Here is an 11,889-nt window from a genome sequence, read left to right on the forward strand (position 1 = left end):
TCCACCGTCAGATCCTCGGCGAAGTGCCGGTCCCCCGTCGCGTCGGGCACATACTTCACACAGACAACGATCCTCAAGCTCACGCCGGCTCTCCTACTGCTGGACGATTCGTTCCCGGCAGGCTATGGCACTCAGTACCCTCTGTAAAGGTACGGAGTGCCAAAAGCTCGCTTCCGGTGTTACGTTTCGCGGCATGACTGAGCTGAGCAGATCACGCAAGGCCGCCGGCGGGCCCCCGGCGGACCGCCCGGCCGTCAAGGTCCCCATGCGCGAGCTGCTCGCCGAGGCCGCCTTCGGGCTCTTCCTGGAACGCGGCTTCGAGGGAACGACCGTGGACGACATCGTGGCGCGCGCGGGGGTGGGCCGGCGCTCCTTCTTCCGCTACTTCCCCTCGAAGGAGGACGCGGTCTTCCCCGACCACGAACGGTGTCTCGCCGACATGACGGCGTATCTGGAGAGCGCCGCCCCGGGCGACCCGGTGGAGAGGGTCTGCGAGGCGGCCCGGATCGTACTGCGCATGTACGCGGCCAACCCCGTCTTCTCCGTGCAGCGCTACCGGCTCACCCGCGAGGTTCCCGGGCTGCGCACCTATGAACTCTCCGTGGTGCGCCGCTATGAGCGCACCCTCGCCGGCTATCTCCGCGGACGGTACGCGGGCGCGCCGGACGGATCGCTGCGCGCCGAGGTGATCGCCGCCGCCGTGGTCGCGGCGCACAACAACGGGCTGCGGTCCTGGCTCCGTTCGGGGGGCGAGGGCGACGCCGGCGCCGCGGTGGACCACGCCCTCGCCCTGGTGCGGGACGTCTGGGCGGCGCCCGCGGACCGGCCCGCGCTCGTCGCGGCCGACGCGGGGGAGGGCGACCGGGAGGTCGTGGTGCTGGTGGCGCCCCGGAGCGCCCCCCTCTGGCGCGTGGTGCAGCAGCTCGAATCCGCCCTCGGCGAAGAGCGTTCCACCGAATAGGCACTCAGTACCTGTACGGATAGGCACTCAGTGCCATATGGTGCGGAGGGCGCGCCCCTGAGGCGTGGCGCGCCCGAGCCGAGCGCAGGGAGTCGACACGTGTCCCAGCCCGCGACCGCGACCCTGACCGGAGCCGATTCCACGGCTCCGCAGGAGGCCGGTCTGATCTATCAGCGGTGCCGTTGGTGCGGCACCACCTCCTTCCGGCGGCTGCTCTGCCCGGTCTGCGCCGCCAGCGACATGGAGTCCGCGCTCAGCCGGAGCGAGGGGATCGTGGTCCGTTCGGCCGTCGTCAACCGCTACACGCGGGTGGCGCGCAACGAGTCCCTGGTGCGCTTTCCCGAGGGCTTCATGGTGCGGTGCCGTGTCGTCGGCACCGCGCCGCAACTCGTCTGGGTCGGGGCCAAGGTCCGTCCCGTAGCCGGCGCCGATCCCCATGAGGGGGAGGCCGTTCTGGAGATCTGCGACCCGGTCGGGCGCACCGACTGGCACTGATCGCCCCGGCCCGGCCCGGCTCGGCCCGCCCGCCCGTACGGCCCCGCCGGCTCGTCCGTCCGCCCACCCGTCCCGCCCATCCGTCCCGCTCGGCCGTACGGCCCCGCCGGCTCGTCCGCAGGGCCGCTCGGTCCGGTCGGCCGCCCGCCCCCTCAGCCCGCGCGCAGCGCCTCCAGCATCCGGGAGAGCGCCGCGCGGGTGTCCGCCAGATCCTTGGGAGAGCCGGACGAGGCCAGCCACAGCGCCGCCTCGTTCATCGCGCCCGACAGCAGACGCGCCAGCGGCGTCACCGGCTGGGGCGCGAGGACGCCCCGCTCGATCAGCCCGGCGAGCGCCTCGGCCAGATGGTGCGCCGAGGACGCCTCGTCCATGCCGCGCCACTCGTTCCAGCCCAGCACCGCCGGGCCGTCGATCAGCATGATCCGCTGGATGTCGGGCTCGGTGGCGGCGGTGATGAACTCCTGGCAGCCGGCCGTCAGCTGCTCCCAGGGATCCTCCCGGGCGTCCGCCGCCGCGGCCACCCGCTCGCCGACCTCCTGCTGCGCCTCCTCCAGCACCGCGCGGAACAGATCCGCCTTGCTGTCGAAGTGGTGGTAGAGCGCGCCCTTGGTGACCTCGGCCGACCCGACGATCTCGGCGAGGCCGACCGCCGCGTACCCCCGCGCGGCGAACAGCTCGCGGCTCACGTCCAGCAGGACCCGCCGGGTCCGCTCCCGCTGCTCGGCTCTGGTCGACTGAGGCATCGCGCTCCGTCCGTCCGGGTGCTCCGGTGATCTCCCCGCATTGACATGCCGATGGTACGCCAATACCGTTGTTCGCATACCAGTGGTATGCGAACGAAGGGAAACGCCGTGCTCTCCAGCTTCTACCCCGTCATCGCCACCTCCCGGATCCAGGAGACCGTGGACTTCTACACCCGGCTCATGGGCTTCGAGACCACCTTCGAGGCCGACTGGTACGTCAGCCTCCGCCGTCCCGGCGATCCGCCCTACGAGCTGGCCGTCCTGGACCACACCCACCCGACCATCCCCGAGGGCTACCGCACCCCCGTCTCCGGGCTGCTGCTCAACTTCGAGGTCGACGACGTGGACGCCGAGTGGGAGCGTCTCGTCGTGCGCGAGGGCCTCGACGCCAAGCTCGAACTGCGCACCGAGGACTTCGGCCAGCGCCACTTCATCGTCGCCGACCCCAGCGGCGTCCTCGTCGACGTCATCACCGAAGTCCCGCCCACCGGGGAGTACGCGGACGGCTTCCGCACCCCGTGAACCCCTCCGGACCGCCGGCCCCGGGCGCGGCGTCCGCGCACGAACAGCCGAGCACAACGCGCGCCCGCCCGGCGGCCGGGCTCCAATGAACGGGTGACGGCGACACCCGACGACTGCCTCGCCCGCAACGAGTGGATCTGCGGCGAGTACCTCTCCACCCGCCGGTCGATCCTCGGGGACGCGGTGGTCCAGCACCTCCAGCTCACCGCCGTCGCCGTGCTGATCGCCCTCCTGCTCGCCGTGCCGCTCGCCGTCGCCGCCCGCCGCTGGCGCTGGGCCTCCGGCCCCGTGCTCGGGGTGACCACGGTGCTCTACACCATCCCGTCCCTGGCCATGTTCTCGCTGCTGCTGCCCGTGTACGGACTCTCCGCCTCGCTCGTCGTCGCGGGACTGGTGCTCTACTCCCTCACCCTGCTCGTACGGAACATCCTCGCCGGGCTGCGCGCGGTACCCGAGGAGACCCGGCAGTCGGCCCGCGGCATGGGATACGGCCCCGTCCGGCTGCTGCTCGCCGTCGAACTGCCGCTCGCGCTGCCCGCCGCCATGGCCGGGCTGCGGATCGCCACCGTCTCCGCGATCTCCCTGGTCACCATCGGGGCGATCGTGGGCTACGGCGGCCTCGGCAATCTCATCTACTCCGGGATGAACACCTACTTCAAGGCCCAGGTGCTCACCGCCTCCGTCCTCTGCGTGATCATCGCCGTCGTCGCCGATCTGCTGCTCCTGCTCGTCCAGCGGTACGCCACCCCCTGGACGCGGGCGGTGAAGGAATGAACACCCTCACGGGGGCCTGGGACTGGCTCGCCGACGGAGCCAACTGGTCCGGGGAGGGCGGCGTCTGGAACCGGCTGGTCGAGCACCTCTACCTCACCGGCGTCTGTCTGGCCCTGAGCTGTCTGATCGCCCTGCCGATCGCCCTGGTCCTCGGCCATCTCGGCAAGGGCGGCGCGCTCGCCGTCAACATCTCCAACATCGGCCGGGCCGTCCCCACCTTCGCCGTCCTGGTCCTGCTGCTCCTCAGCCCGATCGGCCGCTACGGCTCCTGGCCCACGATCATCGCGCTGGTGCTGTTCGCCGTGCCGCCGCTGCTCACCAACGCGTACGTCGGCATGCGCGGGGTGGACCGCGACGTCGTACGGGCCGCACGCGGCATGGGCATGACGGGCGGCCAGCTGCTGACCGGGGTGGAGATCCCGCTCGCCCTGCCGCTGATCCTCACCGGAGTGCGCATCGCCGCCGTACAGCTGGTGGCCACCGCCACCATCGCCGCGCTCGCGGGCGGCGGCGGCCTCGGGCGGATCATCACCGCCGGATTCAATCTCGCCTCCACCTCCCAGGTCGTCGCGGGAGCGTTCCTGGTCGCCGTCTTCGCGCTGATCGTGGAGGGGCTCTTCGAAGCGGGACAGCGGCTGGCCCCCGCCCGGAGCCGGGGGAGCGGCTGATGCGGCCCCGGCTCGTCCTTGCGGCCCTGGTCCTGCTCATCGTCGCCGCCTGCACCTCCGGACCGTCCCTGGAGACCCGGGGCGAGGTCACCGGGTCGCCCGGCGACAGCAGGGATCTGACGATCGGCTCGGCGGGCTTCACCGAGAGCGACCTCCTCGCCCAGATGTACGCGCTCCTGCTCCGCCAGGCCGGATACCGCACCAAGATCCTCTCCGTCACCAACCGGGAGATCTACGAACCCGCTCTGGAGAGCGGACAGATCGATGTGGTGCCCGAGTACGCGGCGACCTTCGCCGACTGGCTCAACGCCAAGGTCAACGGCCCCGACGCGCCCCCGGTCGGCTCGCCCGACCTCGCCAGGACGATGACCGCCCTGCGCCGGCTCGCCACTCCTCGCGGCCTCGACGTCCTGGACCCGGGGCGGGCCGTGGACCAGAACGCCTTCGCCGTCAGCCGTGCCTACGCCGCCGAACACCATCTGAAGACCCTCAGCGACCTGGGCAGATCCAAGCTCCCGGTCCGGCTCGCGGCGGGGGACGAGTGCGTCAGCCGGCCCTACTGCGAACCGGGGCTCAAAAAGGTCTACGGAATCGACATCACCGCCGTCGACCCCAAGGGCGTCGGCACCACCCAGGCCAAACAGGCGGTCCAGGACGGCCAGGACCAGATGGTGCTGACCACCACCACCGACGCCACCCTCGACCAGTTCGGTCTGGTCCTCCTCGCCGACGACAAGCACTTGCAGAACGCCGACTACATCGTGCCCGTGGTCAACCGCGCCCGCGCCGGCAGCGCCGGCGTGGTCCGGGCCCTCTCCGCCCTCAACACCGTCCTGACCACGGCCGACCTGGCCGGGCTCAACGAACGCGTCGACAGCTGGCGCAGGCTGCCCGAGGACGTGGCCCGCGAGTACCTGGAATCCCGGGGGCTCCTGAACTCCTCCGACTCCGACTCCGGCTCCGGCTCCGGGTGACGGCCCGGCGGGAACGCGGCGCCGGGTCGGAGCCCGGCCGCGTACGGTGCCGGGTGCCGGGTGCCGGGTGCCGGGTGCCGGACGTCGGACGCCGGGCGGCACACGGCGAACACGGCCTGAAATCGTTGGTCTTCCACACCTCGGCCGCCCGAGCCGCCGTGACTCGGGCGGCGACGCCCACGCACCGGTACGCCGTGGACGCGCCCCGCCGGGCGACGAGGGACCGGCTCAGACGGGATGCCCGGAGTGCAGGCTCTCCAGGCGGCGTTGCAGCACGCGGAGCGCGCCCCGCTGGCGGCCCGGCACGCGGCGGCGCAGGGCGACCAGACGAGGGGCCAGGGCACGGGCCCCGGCGGAGTCCTGGATCTGTTCCCACTGGTGGTGGGCGCGGTCGACCGCGGCCTCGACATCGGGATCGTCGGTGGTCTGCTCGCGGGAGAGCCGGGCGTCGGCAGCGGCCATCCACAGCTCGCAGCTGAGTCCGGGCTCGCGCGCCAGCCGTGCCAGATCCGCGCGCACCTCCAGCCAGTGGATCGCCTGCGGGGAGCCGGGGCCGTGCGCCCGCAGCTCCTGCTGCTCCCACGCGGCGGCTGCGGCGGCGGCCTCGGTGTGCCGGCCCGCCTGCGCGGCGGCGAGTATCGCGGGATGCGGATCGGCGACGGCGGCCGGGGGCACGGCGGCCTCGGCGGCGCGGACCGCGGCGGGCGCGCCCGGCGCCGTGGAGGCGGATCCGTTCCGCCGGGCCCCGCCCTCAGCGGCCGGGGACGGAGCGGTCGCTGACGGGGCGTTCGCTGACGGAGCGGCCGGTGACGAGGCGGCCGAGACCGGCCGGACCCCGCCCCCGGCCGCAGGGTCCCGGTGTCCGGGCGCGACCCCGGTGTGTCCGGCCGGCGCGCCGGTGTCGCCCGCCGTTCCGCCGGGTCCGGCCCCGCCGCCGGCCGGGGCGTTCGCCGCCGGGGGAGCGGTCTGCGCGGGGGAGCGCCCCGCGGCCGGGTGCGCCGGCCCGGCGGGTGCCGGTACGACGGCCCGGCTCCCGTCGCGTCCCGCCGTCCCGGTGTGCGCGGGCAGCGCCGGAGCCCCGGACAGGAGCAGCGCGCGCTCCGCCCCCGCCTGGATCGCCGCCTGCTCGTGCAGGGTGTCCAGATCCGGACGGGCCCCGCCGCGCCAGATCGACGCGCAGGCCCGCAGATACGCCGGCCCCGGCTCCTCGCGGCGCGGGGCGTGCGGCACGACCCTACCGTACAGCCGGATGGAGAGACCCAGGCCGAGCCCTTCCTCGCCCACCCGCCGCCAGGCGTCCGCGTCGGTCACCAGATCCACGAAGACCGTGGTGGTGCCGGGACGCCGGATCGTCAGCTCGGAGGCGAGCCAGTGCCAGGGCAGCCCGGTGTACCGCAGGGTCGAGGGAGTGGACCGGGCGAGCGCCAGATGCGGCAGCCGCTGCTTGCGGTCGAGCTGCATCTGCCCCGCGACGTAGAGGAACAGCGGCCCCGGCGCGGCGGCGGCCGACCGGATCCGGGTCAGCACCGTCTGCGGATCGAGCGGATCGGCCAGCTCGATCACCGTTGCCGCGGAGGTGCCCGTCAGCACGCTCGGCGGGACCGCGGCGAGCGCGGGCAGCACCGAACTCGCGTCGACCAGACGCCCCTTCCCGACCGGCGCGGCCGCGATCAGCAGCGCGGTTCCCGGCGCGGCAGTGTCCCCACCCGTGATCAGCACACCCAGCACCGTATCCGACGACGCCCGCGCACAATGCCCCGTACGCCATTCCGGCACGCCGTCGCGCGTCCCGGGGCATCCGCCCGAAGTCCTCGCGGCGTTCGGGGAACCGGGGCCTGCCGATCCGGCGTGATCATGGGAATGACGCGGAGAAGCGAGAAGGCGGCCGTCTTCGTCCACCTGGCGGCCGTCTGGGTGGTCGGATGCGCCCTGACCGGCGTGCAGACGCTGGCGGTGATGTTCTCGCTCTTCCTGGACGGGACATCGGAACGCGTCGCCCTGCTCGCCGCCGTGGCCGCCGTCGCGTTGGTCGCGTTCGCGAGTCTCGGCAACGCCGCGCACCGGATCGTGCCCCTCGCCCGCCGGACCCACGGCTCGTGGATCTGGGCGGTGAGCGTCTACGGACCCGGCACGGCCGGCGCGGCCGGGGCCGCCGTGGTGAACTACCGGATCAACCACCTGGACAGCGCCTTCCACCTCTACCCGGTCGGAGGCCTCTGCTACGCGCTCGTGGCGGCGCTCGTCCTTCCGGGCGCGGCGATCAGACGGGGCGCGCTCGGCACGGCGGTCGCTCTCGTGGCCGGCGGGGCGTATCTCTCGTGGGCCGCGGCGCAGCCCCCCACGCTCGACGAGTGGATCGCCGCCAACGGCGGACAGCGGACCCTGCTGCGGGTCGGGGATCCGCCGCCGGGCTACACCCTGCGCACCCTGGGCGGGAACGAGGACGCCTTCAGCGCCGAGTACGAGCGGCCCCGAGCGCCCCGGCTGCACCTCGGCGTGACCCGCTCGGGCCACGCCGACGTGCGCGCCGACGCGCGCGGCTGCCCCGTCCCCTTCGGCGAGACGATCCGCTGCACGGACGACGGGGGAGGCCGACAGCTGATCACCTACGCGGGCGGCTACGAGCGCCGGCAGCTGCTGCTGCGCCGTGAGGGTCTGGTGTTCACGGTGACCGTCGAGGGCTCCGCCGCCGAACTGTCCGGGGCCCGGCGCGTTCTGTCGACGCTCAGACCGGCGACCGACGCAGAACTCGCCGGCCTGCTGGAGAACGCGATACGCCGCTGAGCGCCCGCGCGGCCCCCGCGCGAGACCCCCGCCTCCGCCCACCGCCCCCGTACCCCGCCCGCCCCCGCCGCGACTACACGTCCGACACCGAGTCGAACTCCACCTCCTCACGCGAGATCCCGCGCTCGTCCGCGTCCACCGACCGCCGCAGCGCCTCGTGCAGCTTCGCCGGAGTCAGCACCCCCGCGAACCGCGACCCGTCCACCACCGCCACCCATCCGGCGTCGTGCTGGAGCATCTCGCTGAACGCCTGCTTCAGCGGCGCTCCGAGCGGCACCCACGCCTCCATGCGCCGGGCCAGATCGCCCACGGTGCCCTCCCGCCCGGCGATCGCCAGGGCCTCCGCCGACACCCAGCCGTGCAGATCGCCGCTCTTGCCGACCGCCACGGCCCAGCGCGCCCCCTCGGCGCGGAGCCGGGCCGCCGCCGCCCGCGCGGTCTCGTCCAGCCGGGCGAGCGGCGGCTGTTCCAGGTCGTCCTTCTCGATCGCGGTGACCGAGAGCCGCTTCAGCCCCCGGTCCGCGCCCACGAAACGGGCCACGTAGGGCGTCGCGGGCGCGCCCAGCACGGCGGCGGGCGTGTCGAACTGCTCGATGTGCCCCTGTCCGTACACGGCGATGCGGTCCCCCATCCGCACCGCCTCCTCGATGTCGTGGGTCACCAGCAGCACCGTCTTGCGCACGGTGGCCTGGAGGCTCAGAAACTCGTTCTGCAGACGCTCGCGCACCACGGGGTCGACCGCGCCGAACGGCTCGTCCATCAGCAGCACCGGGGGATCGGCCGCGAGCGCGCGGGCCACCCCGACCCGCTGGCGCTGGCCGCCGGAGAGCTGCGCGGGGTAGCGGGGGCCGTAGACCGAGGGGTCCAGCCCCACCAGATCCAGCAGTTCGGCCGCCCGTGCCCGGGCCCGCGCCCGCTTCCAGCCGATCAGCGCGGGCACGGTCGCCGTGTTGTCGAGCACCGTGCGGTGCGGGAAGAGCCCGACCTGCTGGATGACATAGCCGATCCGGCGGCGCAGCTTCACCGGGTCGACGCCGGCGATGTCCTCGCCGTCGACCAGGATCCGGCCCGAGGTGGGCTCGATCAGCCTGTTGACCATCATCATCGTGGTCGTCTTGCCGCAGCCGGACGGGCCGACGAGGGTGACCAGCTCTCCCTCCGCGACCTCGAAGGACAGTCCGTCGACGGCGGTCGTGCCGTCCGGGTAGACCTTGGCCACCTGCTCGAACCGGATCATGGGTCCACGCTAGGAGCGGCGGGCGGGCTCCGCACACGGGCCGGGACCGTACGGGCCGCACGCCCCCGGCGCACGGGAGCGCAAACGATCATTGTCTTGTCATGCCTCTTGCAACAGCTTGTTGGAGCCGCTTATCGTTAGGAAAGTTTCCTACCACTCCCCTCACCCACGACCAGGCACGGGAGAATCATGGACATCTCACGCACTCGACTGCGCTCGATCACCGGCGCGGGCACCCTCGCCGCCGCCCTCGCCCTCGGGCTCACCGCCGCCCCGGCCACCCCCGCCGCTCCCTCGGCCCCGGCCCCCGCCCCCGCCGTGAAGCCCGCGGCCACGGTGGCGGCGAACACCCCCGCCCCCGCCGTCAGAGCCCCCGCCGGATCGCCGGTGGCGATCAACGGACAGCTCAAGGTCTGCGGCACCAAGCTCTGTAATCAGTACGGCAAACCCATCCAGCTGCGCGGCATGTCCACCCACGGCATCGGCTGGTTCCCCAACTGCTACACCACCGGCTCGCTCAACGCCCTGGCGAGCGACTGGAAGGCCGACGTCCTGCGCATCTCCATGTACGTCGAGAAGTCCGAGCAGGGCTATCTCGCCGACCCGCGCAAGTACACCGACATGGTCCACAACCTCATCGAACAGGCCACCGCGCGCGGCATGTACGCGATCGTGGACTGGCACATCCTCACCGAGGGCGACCCCTGGACGAACATCGGCCACGCCAAGACCTTCTTCAAGGAGATCGCCGAACGCCACAAGAACAAGAACAACCTGCTCTTCGAGATCGCCAACGAGCCCAGCGGCGCGAATGTGACCTGGTGGACGATCAAGACGTACGCCGAGGACCTCATCCCGTACATCCGCCGGTTCGACCCCGACACCCCGATCCTGGTCGGCACCCGCGACTGGTCCTCCTTCGGCCTCTCCGGCTCCACCAATGAGTCCGAGGTCGTGAACAACCCGGTCCGCGCCTCCAACATCATGTACACCTTCCACTTCTACGCGGCCTCCCACCGCGAGTGGTACTACGACGGCCTCGCCCGCGCCGCCGACAAGATCCCCGTCTTCGTCTCCGAGTTCGGCACCCAGAACTACTCCGGCGAGGGCGCCAACGACTTCGCCATGTCCCAGCGCTTCCTCGACCTCATGGCGAGCAAGAAGATCAGCTGGGTCAACTGGAACTACTCCGACGACCACCGCAGCGGAGCCGTCTTCAAGCAGGGCACCTGCAACGCGGGCGGCCCCTGGACCGGAACCGCCCCGCTGAAGGAGGCCGGCGTCTGGATCCGCGGCAAGGTCCGGACCCCGGACTCCTTCCCCACCGGCTGAGTTGCACCGTCCGTGCCGCGCCCCGCGCCCGCCCATGGGATCACCGTGTGATCCCATGGGCGGGCGTGCAGCACAGAACAGGAGCATCCGTGACCAGCTACCGCCAGCCCGGCGTCGTCCTCACCGACCGGCGCTTCACCGTCCCGCTCGACCACACCGACCCCGGCGGCGAACAGCTGGAGCTGTACGGACGCGAGGTCGCCGCCGCCGCGCGCCCCGCCGAGGAGCTGCCCTGGCTGCTCTATCTGGAGGGCGGCCCCGGCTGCGGGGCCCGCCGCTTCGCCGGGGCCCAGGCCTGGCTCGGCCGCGCCGTCCGCGACTACCGGGTCCTCCTGCTCGACCAGCGCGGCACCGGACTCTCCACCCCGCAGAACCGCCAGACCCTCGCCCGGCACACCACCCCGCAGGCGCAGGCCGACCACCTCGCCCACTTCCGCGCCGACAGCATCGTGCGCGACTGCGAGATCATCCGGGCCGAACTCACCGGCGGCGCGCCCTGGAGCGTCCTCGGCCAGAGCTTCGGCGGATTCTGCGCCACCCACTACCTCTCCACCGCCCCCGAGGGCCTGCGCGAGGTGTTCATCACCGGCGGGCTGCCCTCCCTCGACGGCCACGCCGACGACGTCTACCGCGCCGCCTACCCCCGTATGCGGCGCAAGGCCGAGGCCCACTACGCCCGCTACCCCCAGGACGTGGCCCGGGCCCGCCGGATCGCCGCCCATCTCGCCGAGCACCCGACCACGCTCCCGGGCGGGCACACCCTCACCACCGAGGCCTTCCAGTCGCTCGGCATCCTCCTCGGCGGCGGCGACGGCAGCCACCAGCTGCACTACCTCCTGGAGGACGCCTTCATCAGGACGGGCACGGGTCACCAACTCTCCGACGCCTTCCAGGAAGCCGTCCGCGCCCAGCTCTCCTTCGCCGCGCGCCCCCTCTACGCCGTACTCCACGAGGCCATCTACGGCCAGGACAAGCGGCCCACCGCCTGGTCCGCCGAACGCGTACGGGCCGAGTTCCCCCAGTTCGACGCCGCCGCCGCGCTCGCCGGGGACGACCCGCTGCTCTTCACCGGCGAGACCGTCCACCCCTGGCACTTCGAGACCGACCCCGCGCTGCGCCCGCTGCGCGAGGCCGCCGAGATCCTGGCCGCCCGCTCCGACTGGACCCCGCTGTACGACGCCGGGCGGCTCGCCGCCAACGAGGTGCCCGTCGCCGCCGCCGTCTACCACGACGACCTGTACGTCGACACCGCCCACTCGCTCGACACCGCCCGCGCCGTCCGCGGGCTGCGCACCTGGGTCACCGACGAGTACGAGCACGACGGCCTGCGGGCGAGCGGCCGACGCGTACTCGACCGGCTCATCGCGCTCGTCCAGGGCGAGATCTGAGCATGATCGCG

12 protein-coding genes and 1 pseudogene are annotated in these 11,889 nt (G+C 72.9%); 9 read left to right on the forward strand and 4 right to left on the reverse strand.

From position 1 onward, the window contains the following. Nucleotides 1-83, reverse strand: a pseudogene (locus ACF089_RS31170) (electron transfer flavoprotein subunit beta); the annotation flags it as partial. A gap of 182 nt (nucleotides 84-265) precedes the next feature. On the opposite strand from ACF089_RS31170, the gene ACF089_RS31175 reads away from it, so the two are divergent. Then, entirely contained in the window at nucleotides 266-961 is a 696-nt protein-coding gene (locus ACF089_RS31175) for a TetR family transcriptional regulator (protein WP_392034280.1), read from the forward strand. 99 nt (nucleotides 962-1,060) lie between these two features. Continuing rightward, complete coding sequence (locus tag ACF089_RS31180) at nucleotides 1,061-1,456, forward strand: Zn-ribbon domain-containing OB-fold protein (RefSeq protein WP_392033941.1); 396 nt, start codon at nucleotides 1,061-1,063, stop codon at nucleotides 1,454-1,456. Nucleotides 1,457-1,608: 152 nt separating this feature from the next. Here the strand turns inward: ACF089_RS31180 and ACF089_RS31185 are convergent, their stop codons facing one another. Next, nucleotides 1,609-2,199 carry a TetR family transcriptional regulator gene (locus ACF089_RS31185; RefSeq protein ID WP_392033944.1) on the reverse strand — a complete coding sequence of 197 codons (591 nt, stop codon included), beginning with the start codon at nucleotides 2,197-2,199 and terminating at the stop codon, nucleotides 1,609-1,611. An 87-nt stretch (nucleotides 2,200-2,286) separates the two neighbouring features. On the opposite strand from ACF089_RS31185, the gene ACF089_RS31190 reads away from it, so the two are divergent. The 4 genes from ACF089_RS31190 (at nucleotide 2,287) to ACF089_RS31205 (ending at nucleotide 5,137) form a co-directional block, all read left to right on the forward strand. Beyond that, nucleotides 2,287-2,721 (forward strand): VOC family protein, encoded by a 435-nt coding sequence (locus ACF089_RS31190; protein WP_392033947.1) that lies wholly within the window; start codon nucleotides 2,287-2,289, stop codon nucleotides 2,719-2,721. Between the two features lie 93 nt (nucleotides 2,722-2,814). Continuing rightward, a complete protein-coding gene (locus ACF089_RS31195) occupies nucleotides 2,815-3,495 on the forward strand; it encodes an ABC transporter permease (RefSeq protein WP_392033950.1) in 681 nt (226 codons plus the stop codon). Then, on the forward strand, nucleotides 3,492-4,163 hold the full coding sequence (locus tag ACF089_RS31200; protein WP_392033953.1) for an ABC transporter permease: 672 nt from the start codon (nucleotides 3,492-3,494) through the stop codon (nucleotides 4,161-4,163). The genes ACF089_RS31195 and ACF089_RS31200 overlap by 4 nt, the downstream gene beginning before the upstream one ends. Next, the gene (locus tag ACF089_RS31205) at nucleotides 4,163-5,137 is read left to right on the forward strand and encodes an ABC transporter substrate-binding protein (protein WP_392033956.1); all 975 of its coding nucleotides are present in this window, start codon (nucleotides 4,163-4,165) and stop codon (nucleotides 5,135-5,137) included. The genes ACF089_RS31200 and ACF089_RS31205 overlap by 1 nt, the downstream gene beginning before the upstream one ends. A gap of 228 nt (nucleotides 5,138-5,365) precedes the next feature. Here ACF089_RS31205 and ACF089_RS31210 read toward each other — a convergent pair whose 3' ends face one another. Beyond that, a complete protein-coding gene (locus ACF089_RS31210; RefSeq protein WP_392033959.1) occupies nucleotides 5,366-6,856 on the reverse strand; it encodes a hypothetical protein in 1,491 nt (496 codons plus the stop codon). A gap of 141 nt (nucleotides 6,857-6,997) precedes the next feature. On the opposite strand from ACF089_RS31210, the gene ACF089_RS31215 reads away from it, so the two are divergent. Beyond that, a complete protein-coding gene (locus ACF089_RS31215) occupies nucleotides 6,998-7,921 on the forward strand; it encodes a hypothetical protein (protein WP_392033962.1) in 924 nt (307 codons plus the stop codon). Between the two features lie 73 nt (nucleotides 7,922-7,994). Here the strand turns inward: ACF089_RS31215 and ACF089_RS31220 are convergent, their stop codons facing one another. Beyond that, nucleotides 7,995-9,158 carry an ABC transporter ATP-binding protein gene (locus ACF089_RS31220; protein WP_392033965.1) on the reverse strand — a complete coding sequence of 388 codons (1,164 nt, stop codon included), beginning with the start codon at nucleotides 9,156-9,158 and terminating at the stop codon, nucleotides 7,995-7,997. Between the two features lie 189 nt (nucleotides 9,159-9,347). On the opposite strand from ACF089_RS31220, the gene ACF089_RS31225 reads away from it, so the two are divergent. Further along, entirely contained in the window at nucleotides 9,348-10,490 is a 1,143-nt protein-coding gene (locus ACF089_RS31225) for a glycoside hydrolase family 5 protein (protein WP_392033968.1), read from the forward strand. Nucleotides 10,491-10,579: 89 nt separating this feature from the next. Next, a complete protein-coding gene (locus ACF089_RS31230) occupies nucleotides 10,580-11,878 on the forward strand; it encodes an alpha/beta fold hydrolase (RefSeq protein WP_392033970.1) in 1,299 nt (432 codons plus the stop codon). The last annotated feature ends 11 nt before the right edge of the window (nucleotides 11,879-11,889 follow it).

Origin of the sequence: Streptomyces sp. NPDC014894 (assembly GCF_043080985.1) — a bacterium.
In the GTDB taxonomy this organism is placed as follows: Bacteria; Actinomycetota; Actinomycetes; order Streptomycetales; family Streptomycetaceae; genus Streptomyces.

Bases quoted from the DNA above. Each gene is read 5' to 3' on its own strand.
- ACF089_RS31220 (WP_392033965.1), bottom strand. From the start codon at position 9,158: ATGATCCGGTTCGAGCAGGTGGCCAAGGTCTACCCGGACGGCACGACC.
- ACF089_RS31185 (WP_392033944.1), bottom strand. From the start codon at position 2,199: ATGCCTCAGTCGACCAGAGCCGAGCAGCGGGAGCGGACCCGGCGGGTC.
- ACF089_RS31175 (WP_392034280.1), top strand. From the start codon at position 266: ATGCGCGAGCTGCTCGCCGAGGCCGCCTTCGGGCTCTTCCTGGAACGC.
- ACF089_RS31200 (WP_392033953.1), top strand. From the start codon at position 3,492: ATGAACACCCTCACGGGGGCCTGGGACTGGCTCGCCGACGGAGCCAAC.
- ACF089_RS31215 (WP_392033962.1), top strand. From the start codon at position 6,998: ATGACGCGGAGAAGCGAGAAGGCGGCCGTCTTCGTCCACCTGGCGGCC.
- ACF089_RS31225 (WP_392033968.1), top strand. From the start codon at position 9,348: ATGGACATCTCACGCACTCGACTGCGCTCGATCACCGGCGCGGGCACC.
- ACF089_RS31205 (WP_392033956.1), top strand. From the start codon at position 4,163: ATGCGGCCCCGGCTCGTCCTTGCGGCCCTGGTCCTGCTCATCGTCGCC.
- ACF089_RS31190 (WP_392033947.1), top strand. From the start codon at position 2,287: ATGCGAACGAAGGGAAACGCCGTGCTCTCCAGCTTCTACCCCGTCATC.